24 protein-coding genes are annotated in these 23,302 nt (G+C 71.2%); 13 read left to right on the top strand and 11 right to left on the bottom strand.

Annotation, left to right across the window (positions count from 1 at the left end):
• Positions 1-4 precede the first annotated feature (4 nt).
• Complete coding sequence (locus BKA02_RS09335; RefSeq protein ID WP_179433407.1) at positions 5-661, top strand: HAD-IA family hydrolase; 657 nt, start codon at positions 5-7, stop codon at positions 659-661.
• Between the two features lie 10 nt (positions 662-671).
• On the opposite strand, the gene BKA02_RS09330 is transcribed toward BKA02_RS09335, so the two are convergent.
• Both BKA02_RS09330 and BKA02_RS09325 read right to left on the bottom strand, forming a co-directional pair.
• A complete protein-coding gene (locus BKA02_RS09330; RefSeq protein WP_179435359.1) occupies positions 672-1,211 on the bottom strand; it encodes a TetR/AcrR family transcriptional regulator in 540 nt (179 codons plus the stop codon).
• A gap of 118 nt (positions 1,212-1,329) precedes the next feature.
• Positions 1,330-1,764: an Lrp/AsnC family transcriptional regulator gene (locus BKA02_RS09325; RefSeq protein ID WP_179433405.1), complete on the bottom strand. Its 435-nt coding sequence runs from the start codon at positions 1,762-1,764 to the stop codon at positions 1,330-1,332.
• 145 nt (positions 1,765-1,909) lie between these two features.
• On the opposite strand from BKA02_RS09325, the gene BKA02_RS09320 reads away from it, so the two are divergent.
• The 6 genes from BKA02_RS09320 to paaZ are packed head-to-tail and all read left to right on the top strand — an operon-like array spanning position 1,910 to position 7,883.
• Positions 1,910-3,010 carry a thiamine pyrophosphate-dependent dehydrogenase E1 component subunit alpha gene (locus BKA02_RS09320; protein WP_179433403.1) on the top strand — a complete coding sequence of 367 codons (1,101 nt, stop codon included), beginning with the start codon at positions 1,910-1,912 and terminating at the stop codon, positions 3,008-3,010.
• The gene (locus tag BKA02_RS09315; RefSeq protein WP_179433401.1) at positions 3,007-4,080 is read left to right on the top strand and encodes an alpha-ketoacid dehydrogenase subunit beta; all 1,074 of its coding nucleotides are present in this window, start codon (positions 3,007-3,009) and stop codon (positions 4,078-4,080) included. The genes BKA02_RS09320 and BKA02_RS09315 overlap by 4 nt, the downstream gene beginning before the upstream one ends.
• Entirely contained in the window at positions 4,077-4,199 is a 123-nt protein-coding gene (locus tag BKA02_RS14520; protein ID WP_281370275.1) for a hypothetical protein, read from the top strand. The genes BKA02_RS09315 and BKA02_RS14520 overlap by 4 nt, the downstream gene beginning before the upstream one ends.
• A gap of 8 nt (positions 4,200-4,207) precedes the next feature.
• Entirely contained in the window at positions 4,208-4,942 is a 735-nt protein-coding gene (locus BKA02_RS09310; protein WP_179433386.1) for an enoyl-CoA hydratase/isomerase family protein, read from the top strand.
• On the top strand, positions 4,939-5,829 hold the full coding sequence (locus BKA02_RS09305) for a 3-hydroxyacyl-CoA dehydrogenase family protein (RefSeq protein WP_179433384.1): 891 nt from the start codon (positions 4,939-4,941) through the stop codon (positions 5,827-5,829). Before BKA02_RS09310 ends, BKA02_RS09305 begins: the two co-directional genes overlap by 4 nt.
• Positions 5,826-7,883 carry a phenylacetic acid degradation bifunctional protein PaaZ gene (gene paaZ / locus BKA02_RS09300; protein ID WP_179433382.1) on the top strand — a complete coding sequence of 686 codons (2,058 nt, stop codon included), beginning with the start codon at positions 5,826-5,828 and terminating at the stop codon, positions 7,881-7,883. Before BKA02_RS09305 ends, paaZ begins: the two co-directional genes overlap by 4 nt.
• 6 nt (positions 7,884-7,889) lie before the next feature.
• Here the strand turns inward: paaZ and ispD are convergent, their stop codons facing one another.
• Both ispD and BKA02_RS09290 read right to left on the bottom strand, forming a co-directional pair.
• Positions 7,890-9,080, bottom strand: coding sequence for a 2-C-methyl-D-erythritol 4-phosphate cytidylyltransferase (gene ispD, locus BKA02_RS09295; protein WP_179433380.1), 1,191 nt, complete (start codon positions 9,078-9,080; stop codon positions 7,890-7,892).
• A gap of 112 nt (positions 9,081-9,192) precedes the next feature.
• Positions 9,193-9,675 carry a CarD family transcriptional regulator gene (locus tag BKA02_RS09290; protein WP_179433378.1) on the bottom strand — a complete coding sequence of 161 codons (483 nt, stop codon included), beginning with the start codon at positions 9,673-9,675 and terminating at the stop codon, positions 9,193-9,195.
• 181 nt (positions 9,676-9,856) lie between these two features.
• Between BKA02_RS09290 and BKA02_RS09285 the strand changes: the two genes are divergently transcribed.
• Positions 9,857-10,393 (top strand): DNA modification methylase, encoded by a 537-nt coding sequence (locus tag BKA02_RS09285; protein ID WP_179433376.1) that lies wholly within the window; start codon positions 9,857-9,859, stop codon positions 10,391-10,393.
• Between the two features lie 27 nt (positions 10,394-10,420).
• On the opposite strand, the gene BKA02_RS09280 is transcribed toward BKA02_RS09285, so the two are convergent.
• Positions 10,421-11,104 (bottom strand): response regulator transcription factor, encoded by a 684-nt coding sequence (locus BKA02_RS09280; RefSeq protein ID WP_179433374.1) that lies wholly within the window; start codon positions 11,102-11,104, stop codon positions 10,421-10,423.
• Entirely contained in the window at positions 11,101-12,312 is a 1,212-nt protein-coding gene (locus tag BKA02_RS09275) for a sensor histidine kinase (protein ID WP_179433372.1), read from the bottom strand. The genes BKA02_RS09280 and BKA02_RS09275 overlap by 4 nt, the downstream gene beginning before the upstream one ends.
• A gap of 177 nt (positions 12,313-12,489) precedes the next feature.
• Between BKA02_RS09275 and phoU the strand changes: the two genes are divergently transcribed.
• Complete coding sequence (gene phoU / locus BKA02_RS09270) at positions 12,490-13,182, top strand: phosphate signaling complex protein PhoU (protein ID WP_179433370.1); 693 nt, start codon at positions 12,490-12,492, stop codon at positions 13,180-13,182.
• Positions 13,183-13,242: 60 nt separating this feature from the next.
• Here the strand turns inward: phoU and BKA02_RS09265 are convergent, their stop codons facing one another.
• Positions 13,243-13,989 carry a phosphoglyceromutase gene (locus BKA02_RS09265; RefSeq protein ID WP_179433368.1) on the bottom strand — a complete coding sequence of 249 codons (747 nt, stop codon included), beginning with the start codon at positions 13,987-13,989 and terminating at the stop codon, positions 13,243-13,245.
• Between the two features lie 41 nt (positions 13,990-14,030).
• Between BKA02_RS09265 and BKA02_RS09260 the strand changes: the two genes are divergently transcribed.
• Positions 14,031-14,852 (top strand): class I SAM-dependent methyltransferase, encoded by an 822-nt coding sequence (locus BKA02_RS09260; protein WP_179433366.1) that lies wholly within the window; start codon positions 14,031-14,033, stop codon positions 14,850-14,852.
• A 30-nt stretch (positions 14,853-14,882) separates the two neighbouring features.
• Here BKA02_RS09260 and pabB read toward each other — a convergent pair whose 3' ends face one another.
• The 4 genes from pabB to BKA02_RS09240 all read right to left on the bottom strand — a co-directional run bounded on the left by pabB (position 14,883) and on the right by BKA02_RS09240 (position 19,322).
• Positions 14,883-16,994 carry an aminodeoxychorismate synthase component I gene (pabB, locus tag BKA02_RS09255; RefSeq protein ID WP_218844502.1) on the bottom strand — a complete coding sequence of 704 codons (2,112 nt, stop codon included), beginning with the start codon at positions 16,992-16,994 and terminating at the stop codon, positions 14,883-14,885.
• A complete protein-coding gene (gene ygfZ, locus BKA02_RS09250) occupies positions 16,991-18,175 on the bottom strand; it encodes a CAF17-like 4Fe-4S cluster assembly/insertion protein YgfZ (protein WP_343045386.1) in 1,185 nt (394 codons plus the stop codon). Before ygfZ ends, pabB begins: the two co-directional genes overlap by 4 nt.
• A gap of 5 nt (positions 18,176-18,180) precedes the next feature.
• Positions 18,181-18,780 (bottom strand): nitrobindin family protein, encoded by a 600-nt coding sequence (locus tag BKA02_RS09245; protein ID WP_179433364.1) that lies wholly within the window; start codon positions 18,778-18,780, stop codon positions 18,181-18,183.
• A gap of 251 nt (positions 18,781-19,031) precedes the next feature.
• On the bottom strand, positions 19,032-19,322 hold the full coding sequence (locus BKA02_RS09240) for a hypothetical protein (RefSeq protein ID WP_179433362.1): 291 nt from the start codon (positions 19,320-19,322) through the stop codon (positions 19,032-19,034).
• Between the two features lie 54 nt (positions 19,323-19,376).
• Here BKA02_RS09240 and BKA02_RS09235 point away from each other — a divergent pair, with 54 nt between their 5' ends.
• From BKA02_RS09235 to BKA02_RS09225, 3 genes are read left to right on the top strand one after another with little or no spacing between them, the layout of a single operon-like run.
• The gene (locus BKA02_RS09235) at positions 19,377-20,069 is read left to right on the top strand and encodes a winged helix-turn-helix transcriptional regulator (protein ID WP_179433360.1); all 693 of its coding nucleotides are present in this window, start codon (positions 19,377-19,379) and stop codon (positions 20,067-20,069) included.
• Between the two features lie 47 nt (positions 20,070-20,116).
• A complete protein-coding gene (locus BKA02_RS09230) occupies positions 20,117-22,279 on the top strand; it encodes an RNA degradosome polyphosphate kinase (protein ID WP_179433358.1) in 2,163 nt (720 codons plus the stop codon).
• Complete coding sequence (locus BKA02_RS09225; protein ID WP_179433356.1) at positions 22,276-23,235, top strand: NUDIX hydrolase; 960 nt, start codon at positions 22,276-22,278, stop codon at positions 23,233-23,235. The genes BKA02_RS09230 and BKA02_RS09225 overlap by 4 nt, the downstream gene beginning before the upstream one ends.
• Positions 23,236-23,302: the final 67 nt, after the last annotated feature.

The raw sequence follows: 23,302 nt of genomic DNA, 5'->3' as shown, positions 1-23,302 counted from the left end.
AGACATGCCCCAGACGCTCCGAGCCCGCGCCCTCCTGCTCGACATGGACGGCACGCTCGTCGACTCGACCGCGGTGGTGGAGAAGCTCTGGCTGCGCTGGGCCGAGCCCCACGCACTCGAACCCCAGCGCGTGCTCGATGTCGTGCACGGGAGGCAGGGACACCAGAGCATGGCGATCCTGCTGCCGGCGCGCGATCACGAGATCAATCTTCGCGAGAACCGCGAGATGCTCGCCGCCGAGAGCGCCGACGTCGACGGGGTCGTGGAGATCCCCGGCGCGGATCGGTTCCTCGCCGCGCTGCAGAACGCCCCCCACGCGGTGGTCACGTCGGCCGACATCGCGCTCATGACCGCACGGATGGGCGCGGCAGGGCTGCGCGTGCCCGATCTCGCGATCACCGCGGAGAGCGTGAGCGCCAGCAAGCCCGATCCCGAAGGCTTCCTGCTCGCCGCCGAGCGCCTGGGCGTGGCGCCGGCCGACTGCATCGTCTTCGAGGACTCCGCGGCGGGTATCGCCGCCGCCCGCGCCGCGGGGATGCGGGTGATCGGCGTGGGCGCCGCGGCGGCCGCGCACTCCCCCGATGCGACCGTGCCCGACCTGACCGCCGTGCAGGTGACCGTCGATGCCGACACCGGCACGGTGACCCTCGCCCTGAATTGACGTAACCGCCTCAGCGCGTGCGCAGCCCGTCCAGAGCGACCGCGACGACATCGCGAGCGAGCGTCTCCGCCCCTTCGGGCCCCTCCGGCCGATACCACTCGACGAGCGAGTTGACCGTGCCGAACAGCAGCCGGGCGGCGACAGCCGCATCCACGTCGGCACGCACGGCGCCCTCCGCCTGGGCGCGCTGCACGAGCGCGCCGACGGCCTGATCGAACGCCCGTCGTCGATCCAGCGCTCGCCGTTCCACCTCGCTGTTGCCGCGCACGCGCAGCAGCAGCGTCACCTCCGGGAGCCGCTCGGCGAGCACGATCACGGCGTCGTGCAACACCCCGGCCAGATGCTCGGCCGCACCGCCCGCGCGCGGCGCGGTCAGCGTGCCCTCCAGTCCGTCCAGCGCATGATCGAGCGCGGCGCCGAGCAGCTCCTCCTTCGAGGAGAAGTGGTGGTAGAGCGCCGCCTTCGACACACCGAGGCGACCGGCGAGCGCCGAGACGGAGGTGGCGTCGTACCCCTGCTCGTTGAACACCGCCACCGCCGCGGCCAGCATGCCGTCGCGGTCGTAACCGGGGCGCCCCCGGCGGGCGGGCAGCGGTTCGGCGGTGGACACGACCCCAGTGTGGCACGGGGCCCGGCGGCCCGCGCGCGCCGAGGCGATCAGCGCTCGCTCAGAGGGTGATGTCTTCGAAGATCAGCGTCGTACGGGTCGAGCGCACCGACGGGATCGCCTGGATGTCCTCCAGCACGATCCGGCGCAGGTCGCGGGCGTCTCTCGCGCGCACGAGCAGGATGACGTCGAAGTCGCCGCCGGCGAGCGCCATGTGCTCGACCTCGGGGATGCGCTGCACGCGATCGCGCACGTCCTGCCAGCTGGCCTGCTCGATCGCGAGCATGACGTACGCCGAGGCGTGGTGGCCGCGGAGCACGGGGTCGGTGCGCACCGTGTACCCGGTGATCACCCCCGACTCGGTGAGCCGCTTGATGCGCGCGTGCGCACCGGCTCGCGAGATGTGCACGGCATCGGCGATCGCCGTCATCGACGCCCGCGCATCCCGCCGCAGCATGCCGAGGATCGCCTCGTCGGTCTCGTCGATCTCGCTCATCACGTCTCCTCCCGGGTGATGCTGACACTCTGTCACGAACTCGAAGAATATAGAGCCAATCATCCAGTCTTTTCGCGTTCTGCTTGGACGTCTGATCACCGCGGCGCACACTGGCCTCATCGGTTCGGCAAGGAAGGCGGACGAGATGGAGGCTTCTCTCCCCCGCGATGAGCCCGTGCAGCTCATCGATGCGGATGGCACGGCTCACGACGATCCGGAGTTCCCGCTCCCCGACGGCGACACGCTCCTGCGGGCCTATCGGGCCCTCGTCGAGGGGCGCCGGTTCAACGACGAGTCCAGCGCCCTGGTGCGGCAGGGTCGGCTGGCCGTCTACCCGTCGTCGCACGGGCAGGAGGCCTCGCAGATCGGCGCCGCGCTGGCGCTGGCGGAGCAGGACTGGCTCTTTCCCACCTACCGCGATTCCGTCACGATCACCGCGCGCGGGGTCCGCCCCGCCGAGGTGCTCACGCTGCTCAAGGGCGACTGGCACTCCGGATACGACCCCGCCGTGCACCACGTCGCCCCCCAGGCGACACCCCTGGCCACGCAGCTGCTGCACGCCGTCGGCTTCGCCCAGGCCGCGCAGCATCGCCACCAGGACGCCGTCGTGCTCGCGATGTGCGGCGACGGCGCCACGAGCGAGGGCGACTTCCACGAGGCGCTGAACTTCGCCGCCGTCTTCCGCGCGCCGGTCGTCTTCTTCGTGCAGAACAACGGCTTCGCGATCTCGGTCCCCCTGGCCAGGCAGACCGCCGCCCCGTCGCTGGCGCACAAGGCCATCGGCTACGGGATGCCGGGGCAGCGCGTCGACGGCAACGACGCTGCCGCGGTGCTCTCCGTCGTGGGCGCGGCCGTCGAGCGCGCACGTGCGGGCGGAGGCCCGTCGCTCATCGAGGCGCACACCTACCGGATGCAGGCGCACACCAACGCCGACGACGACACCCGCTACCGCGACCGCGCCGAGGTCGCGGCATGGGAGGGCCGCGACCCCCTGATCCGGATGCGCGCGCATCTGGCCTCCACCGGCGCGCTGGATGACGCGACCGCCGCCGACATCGGCGCCGGAGCCGACCGGATGGCCGCCGCGCTGCGCGCCGCGATCACCACCGACACCGCGCCCGACCCCGAGAACCTGTTCCGCCAGGTGCGCGGCATCCGTTCGCCGCAGCTCGTCGAGCAGCGCGAACTGCTGCTCGACGAGATCCGCCGCAGCGCCCAGCCGACACCCGCAGGAGGAGCCCGATGAGCATCGTCCACCACGAGAGGGAGACGGCCGGCGCCGCCGCGACGGCGGCCACATCGACAACGACCACCTCAGCATCGGGCACCGAGACGATCTCGATGGCGGCCGCCCTCAACCGGGCCCTGGCGGATGCGATCGCCGCCGATCCCGACGTCGTCGTCTTCGGCGAAGACGTCGGCCCGCTCGGCGGTGTATTCCGCATCACCGACGGCCTCGCCGAGCGCTTCGGCGAGGAACGTTGCTTCGACACCCCGCTGGCGGAGTCCGGCATCGTGGGCACCGCGGTCGGCATGGCGATGAACGGGATGCGCCCCGTCGTCGAGCTGCAGTTCGACGCGTTCGCCCTGCCCGCGTTCGAGCAGATCGTGAGCCATGTCGCCAAGATGCGCAACCGCACGCAGGGTGCGCTGACGATGCCGCTCGTCATCCGCATCCCCACCGGCGGCGGCATCGGCGGCGTCGAGCACCACTGCGACTCCTCCGAGGCGTACTACGCCCATACGCCGGGGCTCACGGTCGTGTGCCCCTCGACGCCGCAGGATGCGTACTCGATGCTGCGCGCGGCGATCGCCTCGCCCGATCCGGTGATCTTCCTCGAGCCGAAGAAGCGCTATTGGGCCAAGGGCGAGGTCGACACGACGGTCACGGCGACGCTGGGCGAGGCCAGGGTCGTGCGCGAGGGAGCGGATGCGACCATCGTCAGCTACGGCGCCTCGGTCGTCGCGGCGCTCGAGGCCGCCGAGCTCGCCCGGGACGACGGGTTCGACATCGGCGTGATCGACGTGCGCACGCTCACCCCGTTCGACGACGAGACCGTGTGCGCGGCGGTGCGCCGCACGGGGCGCGCTGTGGTCGTCGCCGAAGCGCCGGGGTTCGCGAGCGTCGCCTCCGAGATCCAGGCGCGCCTTTCGGAGCGGTGCTTCGAATACCTCGAGGCCCCCGTGCGCAGGGTCACGGGGTTCGATGCGCCGTTCGCCCCGCCCAAGTACGAGCACTGGTATCTGCCCGATGCCGAGCGCATCCTCGACGCGATCGATACGCTGGGCCTGTCCCCCACGGGGGCGACGCGGTGACCGCCGACGTCTTCCTCGTCGCGCGGATGCCCGTGCTGCTGGCCGCTCTGCCGGATGCGGTGCCCGCCACGCAGAAGCCGCTCGCCCGCACGGGCTCATCGCTGGAGCGGGTGTCGTGAGCATCGTCATGACCGACGTGCTCCTCGTCGAAGAGCGGGAGGATCGCGTCGTCGCGACCCTGAACCGTCCGGCCGCGCGCAACGCCATCGACCAGGCGATGGTCGACGCATTGCATGCGCTGTGCGCGGAGATGGAACGCGCGCCGCGCGTCCTCATCCTCACCGGAGCACAGGGAGACTTCGCGGCCGGCGCCGACATCGCCCAGCTGCGCGACCGCCGCGCCGAGGATGCCCGGCGCGGCATCAACACGCATGCCTTCGCACGCATACGCGCGCTGCCGATGCCCGTCATCGCCGCTCTCGACGGCTACGCGCTCGGCGGCGGCGCCGAGCTGGCGTACGCCGCCGACATCCGCATCGGCACACCGGCACTCCGAATCGGCAACCCCGAACCGGCCCTCGGGATCATCGCGGCGGCAGGGGCGACCTGGCGGCTGCCCGAGATCGTGGGCGAGGCGCGGGCCGCCGAGCTGCTGCTGACCGGGCGCCTCCTCGATGCGTACGAGGCGCTGTCATGGGGGATCGTGTCGTCGCTGCACGAGCCCGCCGCGCTCCTGCCCGCGGCGCACGCCCTCGCCGAGCGCATTCGCGCCCTCGATCCCCTCGCCGTGCAGCACACCAAGACGGCGCTGCGCGCCCCGCGCAGCGCGCATCCCGACGTCGATCTCATGCTGCAGGCAGAGCTCTTCGAAAGCGCCGAGAAGCAGCGTCGGATGTCGGCGTTCCTGGAGAAGAGACGATGAGCGCCGCGGCGCCTGCGCCGGAGGCCGTGGGAGTGATCGGCGGGGGACGGATGGGCAGCGGGATCGCCCACGCCTTCCTGATGGCCGGCTCGACCGTGCGACTCGTCGAGCGCGACGCCGAATCATCTGGCCGCGCCCGCGAGGCGGTCCGGCGAGCGCTGGCCCGCTCCGCCGAACACGGATCCGCCGCGGGGATGACCGCGATGGCCGCACCTGACGACGTGCTCGACGAACGCTTCACGATCGCGACCGACCTCGACGCGCTCGCCGGCTACGGTCTCGTGATCGAGGCCGTGCCGGAGGATCACGGCCTGAAGCACGACGCGCTGACCCGCGCCGCATCCGTGCTCGCCGACGACGCGGTGCTCGCGACGAACACGTCGTCGATGTCGATCGACGCGCTCGCCGCCGGCCTCGCCCGACCGCAGCGATTTCTCGGGCTGCACTTCTTCAATCCCGTTCCCGCCTCGGCGCTCGTCGAGATCGTGCGGGGTGCCGCCACGGATGAGTCGGTGATCGCCAGATGCCGCGGATGGATCGACGCACTGGGCAAATCCGCGGTCGTCGTGCGCGACTCCCCCGGCTTCGCCTCCTCGCGCCTGGGTGTCGCGCTGGGGCTGGAGGCCATCCGGATGCTCGAGGAGGGCGTCGCCAGCGCCGCTGACATCGACACGGCGATGGTGCGGGGATACCGGCATCCGCTCGGTCCGCTGCGCACCACCGACCTCGTCGGCCTCGAAGTGCGCCTGGCGATCGCCGAGCAGCTCGCCACCACCCTCGGCGCGCGCTTCGAGCCGCCCGCGCTGCTGCGACGCATGGTCGCCGAGGGGCGGTTGGGCCGCAAGAGCGGCCAGGGTTTCTACCACTGGGACGAGGAGGAGAGATGATCGCGCTGCTGCCGAGCTACCTGAAAGACGCGTGGTGGACGCCCGATGACGCGGCAGATGCGACGATCGTGCGCGATGCGAGCACCGGCGAGGCCGTGGCGCACGTGAGCACCGCGGGCATCGACCTCGCCGGGGCTCTCGAGCACGCCCGCACGTGCGGACAGCAGAGTCTGGGCGCGCTCAGCTTCCACCAGCGGGCGCTTCTGCTGAAGCGCTTCGCTCTCGCCCTCACCGAACGCAAAGACGAGCTGTACGCCCTGTCTGCACGGGCCGGCGCGACGACCGCGGACTCCTGGATCGACATCGACGGCGGCATCGGCGTGCTCTTCGCATACTCCGGCAAAGGGCGCCGCGAACTGCCGAACGGCACCGTGGTCGTCGACGGCGCGCCGGAGCCGCTGTCGAAGGACGGCAGCTTCCTGGGCCGCCACGTGCACACCCGCCTTCCGGGCGTCGCCGTGCAGATCAACGCGTTCAACTTCCCCGTGTGGGGGTCGCTGGAGAAGCTCGCCCCCGCCTTCCTCGCCGGCATGCCGACCCTCATCAAGCCCGCCACGCCCACTAGCTACGTCGCCGGGGCGATGGTGCGCATCCTCGTCGAATCCGGTCTGCTGCCCGACGGTTCCGTGCAGCTCGTCAGCGGCGCCGTACCCGGGCTGTTCGACCTGCTGCGCGTGGGCGACCTCGTCGGATTCACCGGCAGCGCGTCGACGGCGCAGGCGCTGCGCGCGCATCCGTCGGTGCAGACCGGGGGCGTGCGCTTCACCGCCGAGGCCGACTCGATCAACGCCTCCGTGCTCGGCCTCGACGCCGCTCCGGGAACACCGGAGTTCGATGCCTACGTGCGTCAGCTCGTGACCGAGATGACCGCGAAGGCCGGGCAGAAATGCACCGCGATCCGCCGGGCGATCGTGCCCGCCGGGGCGATGGACGCCGTGATCGACGCCGTGCGGGAGCGCATCGCCGCCACGACGGTGCTGGGCGAACCGGGAGCGGAGGGCGTGACGATGGGGCCCCTCGTCTCGACGGCCCAACGCGACGAGGTGCGGCGCGCGGTCGCCCTGCTGCAGGAGGCGGGCGGTGACATCGTCGTGGGCTCGCTCGACGATCCCGAAGTCATCCGCGCCGACGGCACGCGCACTGCGGCACCCGAGGGCGCCTTCGTCTCGCCCCTGCTGCTGCGGTTCGCCGATGCGGACGCGGATGCCCCGCATATGGTCGAAGCGTTCGGCCCGGTGTCATCCGTCCTGCCGTACACGAGCATCGAGCAGGCCGCAGCGCTCGTGAACCGGGGCGGGGGGTCGCTGGTCACGAGCATCGCCACGCACGACCCGGTTCTGGCGGCGTCCCTGGCCGAGCGGATCGCGCCGTACAACGGCCGCCTGCTCGTCCTCGATCGCGACGACGCGCGCTCGTCGACCGGCCACGGCTCGCCGATGCCCGGCCTCGTGCACGGCGGTCCGGGGCGCGCCGGCGGCGGCGAGGAACTGGGCGGCATCCGGGCCGTGCTGCATCACATGCAGCGCACGGCCGTGCAGGGCTCGCCCGACATGCTCACGGCGGTCACCGGCGTGTGGCATGCGGGGGCCGCCGTGCGCGAGGGCGGCGAGCATCCGTTCCGCAAGCCGCTGTCGCGCCTGCGCATCGGCGACCGCTTCTCCTCTCCGCTGCGCGCCGTCACGCTCGACGACATCGAGACCTTCGCCCGCTTCACCGGCGACACCTTCTACGCGCACATGGATGAGCAGGCCGCCGCCGCCAACCCGTTCTTCCCCGGTCGGGTCGCGCACGGCTACCTGCTCGTGTCGTGGGCGGCGGGCCTGTTCGTCGATCCCGACCCGGGGCCGGTGCTCGCCAACTACGGCCTCGAGCAGCTGCGGTTCGTCACGCCCGTGTCGCCCGGCGACGAGATCCGCGTCGAGCTCACCGCCAAGCAGATCACGCCGCGCGAGACCGACGAGTACGGCGACGTGCGCTGGGATGCCGTGATCAGCAACCAGCGCGACGACCTCGTCGCCTCGTACGACGTGCTCACCCTCGTCGCGAAGCAGTAGCCCGGCTCAGCGGGGGTGCACGAGCGCGACCGCCGTCGCGGAGATCCCCTCACCGCGGCCGGCGAACCCCAGCCCGTCGGTGGTCGTCGCCGACACCGACACCGGGGCGCCGAGGGCGGCAGACAGCGCGGACTCCGCCTCGGCGCGTCGTGCGCTGAACCGTGGCCGGTTGCCCTGGAACTGCACCGACACGTTGCCGATCGCGAACCCGGCGTCATCGAGGATCTCGCGCGTGCGAGCGAGGAACACCTCGCCGTGCGCCCCCGCGTACTCCGGATGCGCGGTGCCGAGGTGCTCGCCGATGTCGCCGAGGCCCGCGGCGCCCAGCAGCGCATCGACGATCGCGTGCGCCACGACGTCGCCGTCGGAATGGCCGGACAGCGCCGGCTCCCCCCGCCACTCCAGGCCCGCCAGCCAGAGGTCTCCCGCACCGCCGAAGGCGTGCGCATCGGTGCCGATGCCGATCCGCGGCGCGCTCGTCGTGCGCGGTGCGAGCAGCATCCTCGCGCGTTCGAGGTCGGCGGGCGTGGTGATCTTGAACGCCGTCGCGGTGCCGGGGATGTGCTGCACCGCGAACCCGGCCGCCGCATACAGCGCCGCGTCGTCGGTGTACTCCGCCCCCTCCTGCGCGGCGCGCTCGTAGGCCTGCTCCAGCCGCGCACGGGGGAACCCCTGCGGGGTCTGCGCGGCGACGAGCTGCGACCGGTCCGCGACGCCGACCACGGCATCCCCGTCGACCTGCTTGAGCGTGTCGATGACGGGCAGTGCGGGAACGATGCCGGTGCCATCTCCCTCGGAGACGGCGCGGATGACGGCGGCGATCTGAGACGCCGGGGTCAGCGCGCGGGCGGCGTCGTGCACGAGCACGGTCTCGACGTCGCCCCACAGCGCGGCCAGCCCCGCGGCGACGGACTGCTGACGCGTCTGCCCGCCGGTGACCACCCGCATCAGGTCGCCTCGCGCACCCGCGGCGGCCCGCGCATCCGACTCGGCCTCGCCCTCGTAGCCGGCGGGAGCGACGACGATCACCTGCGCGGGCGGGGCGGCGAAGACTCCCTCCAGCGCGTGCCGCAGGACGGTGCGCTCATCGATCCCGACGAACGCCTTGGGTGCCGGGGCGCCCAGGCGCGTGCCCGAGCCCGCGGCGACGACGATCACGGCGGTACGCGGAACGGGCAGCAGCGGGTCGGAGCTCACGCTCTCACGTTACCGTCGCGGCGAGCTTCACCGCGGTCGCGAACTCACCATCGGTGCAGACGCGAAGAGGGCGGGTGCCGAAGCACCCGCCCTCTCGCGAAGAATCATCCGGTCAGGACGCGAGGACCTCGTCCAGCAGCACGCCGGCCTTCTCCTCGTCGATCTTCTCGGCCAGAGCGAGCTCGGAGGTGAGGATCTGGCGCGCCTTGGCGAGCATCCGCTTCTCTCCGGCGGACAGCCCGCGGTCCTGGTCGCGGCGCCACAGGTCGCGCACGACCTCGCTCACCTTGATGACGTCGCCCGAGGCGAGCTTCTCGAGGTTCGCCTTGTACCGACGCGACCAGTTGGTCGGCTCCTCCGTGAACGGAGCGCGCAGCACCTCGAACACGTGGTCGAGGCCCTCCTTGCCGATCACATCGCGCACGCCGACGAGGTCGACGTTCTCGGCGGGAACCTCGATGATCAGGTCGCCTTGGGTGACGTTGAGCTTCAGGTACTTCTTGGTCTCGCCCTTGATCACGCGGTCCTTGACCTCGATGATCGTCGCGGCGCCGTGGTGCGGATAGACGACGGTCTCGCCAACCTCGAAAAGCATAAATTCGTGTCCTTTCGGCAAACTCCAGGATACCACAGCCGAAATGCACTAAGGTTTGCCGAGCACCCGCTCCGACGCGCTCCGCCACCGCTCTCCCGGGCCGTGAACAGGCGTCCCGAACGGTGGCGGCGGAAGCCCTAGAATAGAGGGCGGACCGTCACGCCGCACCCCTGGAGGATCCGTGAAATCGCGCCTTGCCGCCTCTCTGGCCATCAGCGCCCTCGTCATCGTCGGCAGCTCCGGATGCGCCATGATCTCGCCCCAGGCGACCACGATCCACTACTCCGCCTCCGACGGCGTGAACGTGCCCGGCGACGGCCCCGTCGACGTGCGCAACGCGTTCTTCGTCGTGAACGAAGACGGCACGATCGGCAACTTCGTCGCCGGTCTCGTCAACACCACCGACCAGCCCGTCACCCTCTCGATCGAGGTCGACGGCCTTCCCGCCGAGAAGATCCGCCTCGGCGCCGACGACGTGATCAGCCTCGGCGGCACCGATGAGGAGCCTCTGCGCTTCGCCGGCATCGACGCCGAGCCCGGCTCGACGATCTCGGTGTACTTCCAGTCCGGCGATGCCGAGGGCGTGGTCACCGAGGTGCCGGTGCTCGACGGCACGCTCCCGTACTACGCCGACCTCGTGCCCACGGCGGAGCCGATCATCTCGATCCCGGCGCAGCCCGAGACCCCCGCGCCTCCCACCGAGACCCCCGCCTCCTGAGGCGTCACCCGCTGAACAGCCGCGGCGTCAGGCCTCGAAGCGATACCCGAGCCCGCGCACGGTCACGACCAGTTCCGGGTGCTTCGGGTCCTTCTCGATGCGCGAACGGATGCGCTTGATGTGCACGTCGAGCGTCTTCGTGTCGCCGAAGTAATCGCTGCCCCACACCCGGTCGATGAGCTGGCCGCGCGTGAGCACCCGGCCGCCGTTGCGCATCAGCATTTCGAGCAGCTCGAACTCCTTCAGCGGCATCGGGATCTCCGATCCCTCGACGGCCACCGTGTGCCGGTCGACGTCGAGGATCACACGGCCCCCGTCCAGCACGCGCTCGTCGAGCTCGTCGTCCGGCTGCTGCACCCGGCGCAGGATCGCCCGCATTCGCGCGAGCAGCTCGCGCGAGGAATACGGCTTGGTGATGTAGTCGTCGGCCCCGAGCTCCAGCCCCACGACGATGTCGACCTCGGAGTCCTTGGCGGTGAGCATGATGATCGGCACCGACGACGTGGCGCGGATCCTGCGGCACACCTCGGTGCCGGGCATGCCGGGCAGCATCAGGTCGAGCAGCACCACATCCGGCTCGGCGCTGCGGAACGAGTCCAGCGCCGCGGGGCCGTCTTGAGCGATCTCGACGTCGTACCCCTCGCGCCGCAGCAGATAGGCGAGCGGGTCGGCGAGGTCGGGTTCGTCTTCGACGAGCAGAATGCGGGTCATGCGGTCTCTTTCCGTCTCTTCTTGGCCGTCTTGGACTGGACCTTGTCGGTTTTCTTGCGCGCCCGCTTGGACAGCGGGCTCTGCTGCGGGGCATCGATGCGGGGCAGGCGCATCGTGAAGGTCGACCCACGACCGGGGCGCGACCACACGCGCACCTCGCCCCCGTGGCGCTGCGTCGCGTGCTTGACGATAGAGAGCCCCAGCCCCGTGCCCCCGGTGCGCCGCGAGCGCGCATCGTCGGCGCGGTAGAACCGCTCGAAGATGCGCGCGCGATCGGCATCCGAGATGCCGATGCCCTGATCGGTCACCGCGATCTCGACGACGTCGTCATCGACCTTCACACCGATCCCCACCCGCGACCCACGAGGCGAGTACAGGATCGCGTTGGCGAGCAGGTTGCCCACGGCCTCGATGAGCACCTGCGCATCGCCGTGCACCCAGGTGCCGCGCTCCCCGCCCCGGCTGAGCTCCACCGCGGCGGAATCGGCCTGCACGGTGTGCGCGTCGACGGCCGAGGCGATGACCTCGTCGATCGCGACGGGGCCGAATTCGCCGAGCCCGTCAGCGGACTGCAGGCGCGACAGGCTCATGATCCGTCCGGTCAGCTGACCGAGCCGTGCGGCCTCGTCCGAGATCCGCGACGCGAAGGCCCGTACCTGCTCGGGGTCGTCTGCGGCGCTCTCGATCGCCTCGGCGAGCAGTGTGACCGCCCCCACGGGCGTCTTCAGCTCATGGCTCGTGTTCGCGACGAAGTCGGTGCGCATCTGATCCAGGCGCTCCTGCTCGGTGACGTCGCGGATCACGAGAAGGCTCAGCCGCGGGCCCATCGCACTCGCTCGCGCCGACACCAGTCGGGAGTCCTGACTGATCCGCTCCCGCGTGATCCGGATCGTCTCGGTGGCCGTGCCGCCGTCGCGCACCGAGCGCACGAGTCGCCGCAGCTCGGTGTTCTCCAGCGTCGTACCGGCCTGGATGCCCAGCCGTGCAGACGGAGGCGAGGCGACCACCACGACGCCCGAGGCGTCGACGGCGCAGGCGGCGTCGTCCATGCTCGCCAGCACGGCGGTGAGCCCATCCGGCAGCACCGTGGACGTCTGCGCCTGCGCCGTGCGGCGGGCGCGCACGGCCGCGACGATCATCGCCGTCACACCCGCTCCGATCACGGCGCCGAGCACGAGGGCCAGCAGCGCGAGCGGCGTGGCGTCCATGCACACCAGCGTAGGGGCCGCGACGCCCGCATCCGGCGGGTTCGCCCGTCATCGGCGGCAACGCGGGCCTACTATTCACTCACGCGGCACCGTCCGTTAACCTGACCACCGCAGACTCGACGTGCGCACCGGCGATGCCGTGCGCGACGACGCCCGATCAGGAAAGAGGTCCGCCCGATGCGCGAGGTCTTCCATCAGTCCCTCGAAGACGTGCAGTCCCGGCTCGTCGAGATCGCCGATCTCGTGGTGACCGCCATCGACAAGGCGACCCGGGCTTTCGCCGGCAGCGATGTCGCGCTCGCGGAGGAGGTCATCACCGACGACGCCCTGATCGACGAGAAGGCCGTGGCCCTCGACGAGCTGGCGATCGAGATCCTCGCGCGCCAGCAGCCCGTCGCCCGCGACCTGAGGATCGTGGTGACGGCGCTCCGCGTGAGCGCATCCCTCGAGCGGATGGGCGACATGGCCGAGCACATCGCTCAGCTGTCGCGCTACCGCTTCCCGGAGCGGGCGATCCCTAAGGGCCTGAAGAGCACGTTCGTGAAGATGGGCGAGCTCGACGTCGCCATCGCCCGCGATCTGTCCACGCTGCTGCGCACGGAGGACCTGCGCCTGGCCGACGCCATCCGCAACGCCGACGACGACGTCGACGAGCTGCACGCCCGCGTGTTCGAGAAGGTGCTCAGCGACAAGTGGAAGGGCGAGGCAGAGGCCACGGTCGATGCCACGCTCGCCTCGCGCTACCACGAGCGCTTCGCCGACCACGCGGTGTCGGTGGCGAAGAAGGTCGTCTACCTCGCCACGGGCGACTGGACCGCCGACACCGAGACGATCGAGACCGTGGTCGCCGAGCAGGCGGCGAAGGACTGACTCCGCGCCGAAGGCTCCCGCCGGCGATGGCGGGAGCCTTCGTGGCGCCGGGGTCTCCGGCTACTTCTTGTCGCCCTGAGCGGCGACCGCGGCGGCTCCGGCGGCAGCGGCCTCAGGGTCGAGGTAGCGACCGGGAGCCGTCGGCCGGTTGTCGTCGTCGAGCTCGTAGACGAGCGGGATGCCCGTGGGGATGTTCAGCTCGGCGATGTCGTCGTCGCTGATGCCTTCCAGGTGCTTGACGAGCCCGCGCAGCGAGTTGCCGTGCGCGGTGACGAGCACGGTCTTTTCGGCCTCCAGGTCGGGGACGATCGCGCCCTCCCAGTACGGCAGCAGGCGGTCGATCACGAGCTTGAGCGACTCGGTGCGCGGCACCTCGCCGTCGATGTCGGCGTAGCGCGGGTCGTGCACCTGGCTGAACTCGCTGTCGTCGTCGAGCGGGGGCGGCGGCACGTCGAACGAGCGGCGCCACAGCATGAACTGCTCCTGCCCGAACTCCTCCAGCGTCTGCGCCTTGTCCTTGCCCTGCAGAGCGCCGTAGTGGCGCTCGTTGAGGCGCCAGTCGCGCTTCACCGGGATCCACAGCCGGTCGGCCGCATCCAGGGCGATGTCCGCCGTCTGGATGGCGCGGCTGAGCAGCGACGTGTGCAGCACGTCGGGGAGGATGCCGGACTCGACGAGCAGTTCGCCGCCGCGCTTCGCCTCCGTCTTGCCCTGGTCGGTGAGCCGGACGTCGACCCATCCGGTAAACAGGTTGAGCTGGTTCCATTCGCTCTGCCCGTGACGGAGCAGGATGAGTGTGCGCGTCATGCCTCCAGCCTAGCGACAGCTCTGTGCCGCAGGATGGGAGGATGGCGCCCTCTCCCCTCGGTCACCCCACCCGGGGCACGACAGGCACCAACCGGCTGCGCCGCAACGACCGGTGGATCGCCGCGAGCGCGGCCCTGCGCACGGCGGCCGATCCGCTCGTGATCGATCTCGGCTACGGGGCGAGCGGGGTGACCGCGTTCGAGCTGGCCGCACGGCTCGTCCGCGTGCGCGCGGAGACCGAGGTGCTCGGCCTCGAGCTCGACCCGGAGCGCGTCGCGACGGCCACGGCGCAGCTGGCCGAGGTGCGTGCCGGGCGGCGGCCGTTCGCCCCGGATCTTCCCGTCTCGTTCGCCCGCGGCGGCTTCGAGGTGCCTGTTGCCGGGGGCCGCCGCCCCGCCGTGATCCGCGCGATGAACGTGCTGCGCCAGTACGACGAGTCGGAGGTCGCGGGTGCGTGGCGCACGATGGCGGCGCGCCTCGCCCCCGGCGGGCTCATCGTCGAGGGCACGTGCGATGAGATCGGGCGCGTCGCCAGCTGGGTCGATGTCGACGGGTCCGGCACTCCGCAGCGCTTCACCGTGTCGCTGCGGCTGGGTGAGCTGGAGCGCCCGTCGATCGTCGCCGAGCGGCTGCCGAAGGCCCTCATCCATCGCAACGTCCCCGGCGAGCGCGTGCACGATCTGCTGCGCGATCTCGATCGGGAGTGGGACAGAGCCGCGCCCCTGTCGACGTTCGGCGCGCCCCAGCGCTTCCTCGCCGCGGTCACGGCCCTGCGCGATGCGGGCTGGCCCGTGCAGGGCGCCCGCACCCGCTGGCGCCTCGGCGAGCTCACCGTGCCGTGGTCGGCCGTCGCCCCACGCTGAGCGACGCGGAGTGGGCGCCGGGGCGAGCGGTCAGTCCGGGAACGACCGATCGAGCAGGCGCAGGAGCGGTGCGGCCTTGACGACCGTCTCCGCGTGCTCGGCCACCGGCTCGCTGAGAGTCACGATCGCGCCGCCCACGCCGTAGCGGATGACCTGACCGGCATCCGGTGTCTCCTGCACGACGAGCGTGCGGATGACGACGCTGAGATCGACCGCGCCGTCGAGGGAGAAGAAGCCGATCGCGCCGCTGTAGACGCCGCGCGCGCCGCGTTCGAGCCGATCGATGATGTCCATCGTGCGTTCTTTCGGCGCCCCGGTCATCGACCCGGGCGGGAAGGCGGCGCGCACGCAGGAGACCGGGCTCGCATCGTCGCGGAGCGTGGAGCGCACGGTGCTGACCAGCTGGTGCACGGTCGCGTACGACTCCACGCGGAACAGTCCGTCGACGTGCACGGAGCCGATCTCGGCGGTTCGGCCGAGATCGTGACGCACGAGATCGACGATCATGAGGTTCTCGGCGCGATCCTTCTCCGAGGTCAGAAGCTCCGCGCGGATCGCGGCGTCCTCGCCCGGCGTCGCCCCGCGCGGCCGCGTGCCCTTGATCGGGCTGGACTCCGCCTCACCCTCGGCGGTGATGCGCAGGAAGCGCTCGGGCGACGTGCTGAGCACGCTCGCCCCGCCCAGCCGCAGGAAGGCGCCGAAGGGCGCCGGGTTCGTTGCGCGGAGCATCCGGTACACCGAGAGGGGGTCGAACGGCGCCGCCCCGGCGGCCGGGCGCCCCTCGATCATGTTCGTCAGGCACACCTCGTAGCTCTCGCCCGCCGCGAGCTGCTCGTGGCATTCGCGGATCAGCTCGAGATAGCGCTCACGGTCGTGCCGCACCGACAGCTCGATCGGCGGGTCGAAGGCCTCCGATGCTGTCGGCGGAGCGGATGCCGGAAGGCGGCCGAGCTCATCGGACACCCGCACGAACCACGCCCGCACCTCGGCGTCCCCCGCCCCGGTCGCGCCGTCCGTCGCGGACAGCGCGAGCAGGTGCACGACGCCCTCCTCGCGGTCGATGACAAGCGCACGGTCGAGGAAGGCGAGGGCCGCATCCGGCAGGTCGGAGCGCCGCTCGTGCGCGCTGCCGCACTCGGCACGCAGCTCGTAGCCGAGCCAGCCCACCCAGCCGAGCGCGAAGCCTCCCGGCACGTCCGAGGCATCGACCCGGATGCCGTGCAGCTCGTCGTCGAGCCAGTCGAAGAAGCCGCCGGTGTGCACCTCGCGCCGTCCCGCATGCTCGATCGTCACGGTCTGGGCGTGCACATCGGCGAGAGCCGTGCGCGCGAGCGGGCCGGCGTACGGGCCGCTCGTGGCCCCCATGACCGAGAACCGGGCGCGCGGGTCGCCGGGCGCGTTGCCATCGAGCCACACCGCCGTCTGCGCCGCGCCGAACAGCCCCGAGAACACGTCGGCGGGCTCAGCCGTCAGCGGCACTGACCGCACCGCGACATGCGCAGGCATCGCCGGCTCGGCAGCGGCCGCGCCCTTCGGCCCGGGTTCGGCGCCGCACACCGCCCCGGTCTCGCGCACGAGCCCGGCGAAGTTCTCGATCATCCTCGTGCCGAGCACCGTGCCGATGGATTCCGGATGGAACTGCACCCCCCACTGCGGGCGTTCCGTATGCCGCAGCCCCATGACCACGCCGTCGTCCGCGGTCGCCGTGACGCGCAGCTCGGGGGGCAGGTCGGCGACCATGAGCGAGTGGTAGCGCACGGCCTCCAGCGGCGAGGGGAGCCCTGCGAACAGATCCATCCCGTCGTGCACGACCGTCGAGGGGCGCCCGTGCCGCGGCTCCGGTGCGCGCACGACGGATCCGCCGTGCGCATGGGCGATGCCCTGATGCCCGAGGCATACGCCCAGCAGCGGCAGCGCGGTCGAGCGGATCACCTCCGCGCACACGCCGAAGTCCGCGGGAACACGCGGATCACCGGGGCCGGGTGAGATCACCACGGCATCCACCGCGCCGAGGATCGCCGGATCCCACGCCGGGTCGTCGTTGCGCACCACGCGGGGCGCGCATCCGGTCACCTGAGCGAGCTGGTGGAAGAGGTTGAAGGTGAAGGAGTCGTGGTTGTCGAGCAGCAGCGTGCGGATCATCGGCTCTCGCGCGGATCGCTCTCGCGCGGATCGGGAGCCGTCGCACGCCGCGACAGCCGGGTGAGACGCGGCACATCGGCGGTGGATCCGGCATCGGCGGGCACGATGACCTCCTGCGCCGCCGCGACATCCGCCTCGGCGGTGCGCACGACGACATCGCCCGTCGGAGCGCGGCGCGACAGGATCGCCAGCGCGATCGGCCCGAGCTCGTGGTGGCGGGCCACCGAGGTCACCCGACCCGCCTCGTCGTCGCCGGCCAGCACGGCGTCGCCGGGCGCGGGCAGCACGTTCTCGCTGCCGTCGAGGTGCAGCATCGCGAGGCGGCGCGGCGGGTGGCCGAGGTTGTGCACCTTGGCGACGGTCTCCTGCCCGCGGTAGCAGCCCTTGGCCAGGTGCACGGCGCTGCGGATCCAGTCGGTCTCGTGCGGGATCGAGCGCTCGTCGACCTCCGCCGCCCAGCGCGGTCGCCAGGCGGCGACACGCAGCGCCTCGGCCGCGAGCAGTCCCGCCCACTCCGCCTGCGCATCGGCCACGACCATCTCGGCGCCGGCGGCGTCGACGACGGCCGTGCGCCAGTGGTATCCGGCGCCCGGATGCTCCGCGCCGTCGTGGTATTGATGCCCGCCGGGCTGCACGGTCGGCCACGGGTCGGTCCACACCACGGCGGTGCCGTGCGGAGACAGCGCGGCCTGCTCGGCGCGGCGCTCGGCCGCCCCGCCGCCGAAGAAGCCGACGACGGCGAGGTCGTGGCGCACGCCGATGGTCGCGGCGGCGCGGAAGCGCATCCGCAGCAGCCAGGTGGCCAGGGGCTCGGCGTCGGCCGCATCGGCGATGAGCCAGGTCGACGAGCCGTCGTCGAAGATCGCCGCGACGTGCTCGATGCGGCCCTGCGGATCGAGCACGAGCAGCTCGGTGCTCTCCCCCGCCGCCAGCCGGGCGACGGACTGCGAGGTGATGGAGTCGAGCCAGGTGAGCCGCTCGGTGCCGGTCAGCTCGATCACGGTGCGATCGCCCAGCGGCGCGAGCGCATCGCCGCGTTCGAGGGCGCGCTGCTCGCGCACCGGGTCGCCGAGGTGCAGCAGGGCGCCGCTCGTCTCGTCGGCGACGGCACCTGCCAGTTCAGTGAAGGCCAGGTCCGTGAAGGCCAGGTCCGTGACGGCCGGGTCGGTGAAATCCTCCACGGCGCTCACACCTTCGCCAGCCGGGCCGAGGCGTGCGAGCGCAGCTCGGAGCCGAGGGCCGCGATGTCCCACGCCCACAGCAGGTGGCCGTCGACGAGGCCGTACATCCGGCTCGCGGCGGTATAGGCCTTGGCGTCGGCCGGGCGCACCACGGCGTCGGTGGCGATGTCGATGCGCGGGCCGTTGACCTGGCCGAGGTAGAGCTCGAGGATGCCGTCGGAGTGCGCGATCGACGCCTCGATGGCGAATCCCTCGTCGGGCACGCGCAGTGCCTCGACGTCTTCGGGCGTCCGCATCGCCGCGTCGGAGGTCGGCGGCAGAAGCCCGGGCCCCGCATCCGAGGCGGTGGCGGGGCGAGCCAGCCGCCAGAAGCCGGTCTCTGCGACGAGAGGCACGGACGGCCCTCCCTCCGGAGCGAACACGGCGGTGGCGGCGTAGTTGAGGAACGGCCCGCCGTCATGGCTGAAGCTCACGCGATGCGTGAACTCGCCGGTGTGATGATGCCCCTCGGCCGTGTAGTCGATGACGCCGGTGCCCTCCCAGACGCCGAGCAGCCACGACAGCGGCACGATCTCGGGAGGGAGGTCGGTGGGAAGGTCGAGCATGCGGACGCCTCCGAATCAGCGGGAGCGCGATCCGCGGTGCGAACGGCCCCGAGCAGCGGGATCCGCGGCGCTCAGCGCTGGCCGCGGAAGAGATTGACCAGGACGGCGCCGGCGCAGAAGGCGATCGCGACGCTCGCCAGGCCCAGCAGTCCGACGAAGAAGAGTTCGAGCGCGACGAGGTCCATGACCGCTACTCTACCCGTTCGACGCGGACAGCGCGTCAGAACGCAGCAGCCCGGAACGCGAGCGGCTCAGAGCGCCAGCAGGGTCACGACGCCGAGCCCGACGGAGACGACGCCCATCACGATGAGGGCGCCCAGTGCCCCGGCGCCCACCCGGAAGATGAAGCCGCTCTTCTCGCCGCGCACGAGCTGCACGGCGAAGGAGACGAGCACGCTCGCCCCGAACGCGACGATGAACCACGTCATGGTCGACGACGGCGGGGCCACGATCCCGATGACGATCGCGGCGACCAGCGCGAACGCCCAGGTGATCGCAAGCCCCCAGAGCGCGTTGCGCGGGGCGAGCACCGGATCCGACATGCGTCCATTCTCCCCCACAGGGGCGGATAACATGACTGCACGAAAGGATCCCGCTTGGCTCTCCTGCTGGTCTTGACCTCGTCTCCCGCTGCGGAGCCGGTTCTGCCCGCCCTGGAGCTGCTAAGCCACCGGGTGCGCACGATCCCCGCCGAGCCCGCCGCGCTCGTCACGGCGCCGGATGCGGATGTCGTCGTCGTCGACGCGCGCACGGACCTCATGGCCGCCAGATCGCTCTGCTCGCTCATCCGCACCACGGGACTGCGCGGCTCGCTCCTGCTCGTGACGACCGAGGGCGGACTGAGCGCCGTCAGCGGCGAGTGGGGCGTCGACGACGTGGTGCTCGCCACCGCCGGCCCCGCCGAGGTCGACGCGCGCATCCGGCTCGCGCTGGCGCGAGGTCAGGTCGAGGAGGCGCCCGTGCGGGTGCAGGCGTCGGGCGTGACGATCGACGAGCAGTCGTACTCGGCGAAGCTGCGCGGACGCCCGCTGGATCTCACGTACAAGGAGTTCCAACTGCTGCACTTCCTCGCCACGCACCCTGCCCGCGTGTTCACCCGCGAGCAGCTGCTCAGCGAGGTGTGGGGGTACGACTACTTCGGCGGCACCCGCACGGTCGACGTGCACGTGCGCCGGCTGCGTGCCAAGCTCGGCGACCAGGAGCACATCATCGGCACCGTGCGCAACGTCGGTTACCGCTTCAACATCTCCGAGGAGGACGCCCCCGACCCCGCCCCCGTCGAGGGTTGACCCGTTCGTTCACACCCTCGCAACGTGCCAATGCTTAGATGTACCCCATGATCGATCCCATACTGGCCGATTCCGGTCTCGGCGACGCCGAGGACGACGACTTCGACGCGGTCGTCGAAGACGACGACTCCCTGCCGGAGAACCGCTATCTGGATCGCGAGCTGAGCTGGCTGGCGTTCAACCAGCGCGTGCTCGAACTCGCCGAGGACGCCACGCTGCCTGTGCTGGAGCGGGCGAACTTCCTCGCCATCTTCGCCGGCAACCTCGACGAGTTCTTCATGGTGCGCGTCGCCGGCCTCAAGCGTCGCATCGTCACCGGCCTCGCGGTGCCGACCAACGTGGGCCGCTCCCCCTCCGACCTGCTGGCCGAGATCTCCACCCATGCGCACGAGCTTCAGCTGCGCCACGCGTCGGCGTGGATCGAGCACGTGCGGCCCGCGCTGATGGACGCCGGCGTCGAGGTCGCCGACTGGGCCGACCTCGACGGCGCGGAGCGCGCCGAGCTCACCGACTACTTCGGCACGAACGTGTTCCCCGTGCTCATGCCGCTGGCCGTCGATCCGGCGCACCCCTTCCCCTACATCTCGGGTCTCTCGCTCAACCTCGCCATCCGCATCCGCAACGCGCGCACCGGCCGCCAGGAGTTCGCGCGCCTCAAGGTGCCGCCGATGCTCCCCCGTTTCGTGCCGGTGCCGGGGGCGGCGGGGATGCGGTTCATCCGTCTCGAAGAGCTCATCGCCAACCACCTCGACGACCTCTTCCCCGGCATGGAGGTGCTCGACCACCACGCGTTCCGCCTGACCCGCAACGAGGATGTGGAAATCGAGGAGGACGAGAGCGAGAACCTCATCCAGGCGTTGGAGGCGGAGCTGCTGCGCCGCCGGTTCGGCCCGCCGATCCGGCTGGAGATCACCGACGACATGGATGACGTGACGCTCGACCTCCTCATCAAGGAGCTCGACATCACCGACCAGGAGGTCTACCGCCTGCCCGGCCCGCTCGATCTGCGGGGGCTGTTCGACCTGTCGCGCATCGACCGGCCCGACCTGCGCTACCCGCCGCATGTGCCGACCACCGCCGTGGCGTTCCAGCCCGGCGACAACAACGAGCGCGGCGACGTGTTCAAGGCCATCCGCAAGGCCGACGTGCTCGTGCACCACCCGTACGAGTCGTTCGCGACGAGCGTGCAGGCGTTCCTGGAGCAGGCCGCGCGCGATCCGCACGTGCTCGCCATCAAGCAGACCCTGTACCGCACCTCGGGCGACAGTCCCATCGTGCAGGCGCTCATCGACGCCGCCGAGGCGGGCAAGCAGGTGCTCGCCCTCGTGGAGGTGAAGGCCCGATTCGATGAGGCGAACAACATCGTGTGGGCACGCAAGCTCGAGAAGGCCGGGGTGCACGTCGTGTACGGGCTCGTGGGGCTGAAGACCCACTGCAAGCTCGCCCTCATCATCCGCAACGAGGAGGGCGCGCTGCGCCACTACTCGCACGTGGGCACGGGAAACTACAACCCCAAGACGAGCCGGGTGTACGAAGATCTCGGCCTGTTCACCGCCGACCCGCAGGTGGGCAAAGACCTCACCCGGCTGTTCAACGAGCTCAGCGGCTACGCGATCGAGAAGAAGTTCAAACGCCTGCTCGTCGCCCCGCTGCACCTGCGTAAAGGGCTGCTGCGCCAGATCGAGCGCGAACGGGTCAACGCCCTGGCGGGCAAGCCCGCGCGCATCCGGTTCAAGGTCAACTCGATCGTCGACGAACAGATCATCGACGCCCTGTACCGGGCGAGCGCGGCGGGCGTTCCCGTCGACGTCTGGGTGCGCGGCATCTGCAGTCTGCGCAGCGACCTGGCCGGGGTCACCGACAACATCACGGTGCGCAGCATCCTCGGCCGCTACCTGGAGCACTCCCGCATCTTCGCGTTCGAGAACGGCGGCGATCCCCAGGTGTACATCGGCAGCGCCGACATGATGCACCGCAACCTCGACCGCCGCGTCGAGGCGCTCGTGCGCGTCAACGCCTCCGCGCACATCGAGGAGCTGCTCGGCTTCTTCGAGGAGGCCATGTCGCCCGACACCTCGTCGTGGCATCTGGGCGACAATGGCGAATGGATCCGCCACGCGACCGCCGCCGACGGCTCGCCCCTCGCCGACCTGCAGGATCAGACCATGCAGCGCATCCAGCGCCGCCGGCGCCCGCGGACGGCGCGATGACCTCGGGCAAGGCGCGCGGCGAGAACCACGCGGTGTACGCGGCGGGCGGTCTGCTCTGGAGGTTCGTGGAGGGGAAGCTGCGTGTGCTGCTCATCCACCGAACCAAGTACGGCGACGTGACGCTGCCCAAGGGCAAGGTGGACCCGGGCGAGATGCTCGCCGAGACCGCGGTGCGCGAGATCTTCGAGGAGACCGGCATCGCCGTCGTGCTCGGCGCGCCGGTGGGCGTCTCGCGCTACCGGATGGACAACGGCAAGCAGAAGATCGTGCACTACTGGGCCGCGCACGCCACCGACAAGGCCATCCGCGCATCGGCGTTCGTGCCCAACCGCGAGATCGCCGCACTGGAATGGGTGAGCCTGAAGAAGGCCCGCGCACGACTGACCTACCCTGTCGACATCGAGATCCTCGACGCCTTCCATGCCCTCGTCGACGACGGAGTGCTGGAGACGTTCCCGCTCATCGCGCTGCGCCACGGCAAGGCGATGAGCCGCTCGGAGTGGGGCGGATCGGATGCCACGCGCCCGCTCACCGAGCGCGGTCGCGCCCAGGCGACCGGGATCGTCGGGGCGCTGCGCACCTTCGGCGTCAAGCGCATCGTCAGCAGCGACGCCGTGCGCTGCGAGCAGACCGTCGCGCCGCTGGCCCGCGCGATCACGCGCGCCCCGAAGCTCACTCCCCTGCTCAGTCAGGACGCGTGGGAGGACGGCACCGCCGATGTGCGCTCGGTGGTCGGCAAGCGGGTGCGCGCGGGCAAGGCCGCCGTCATCTGCAGCCACGGCCCCGTGCTGCCGGACGTCCTGCGCGAGATCGCGCTGGCCACCGGCACGATGCAGGGCTCGTACGTGAGCAGCGCCTCGGCGCTGGATGTCGCCGCGTTCAGCGTGGCGCACCTGTCGTCATCGAACCCCGGATCCGGACTCGTCTGCATCGAGACGCACACGCCCAGGGCCTGAGCGATCGAGTTCTGCTCGACGCAAGCCGTTCACCTGCCGTTCACCAGCGCAGGAGAGTCTCGTTAAC

This window comes from Microbacterium pseudoresistens (genome assembly GCF_013409745.1).
GTDB classification, from domain to species: Bacteria; Actinomycetota; Actinomycetes; order Actinomycetales; family Microbacteriaceae; genus Microbacterium; species Microbacterium pseudoresistens.
This window is presented reverse-complemented; position numbering and strand designations above follow the sequence as displayed.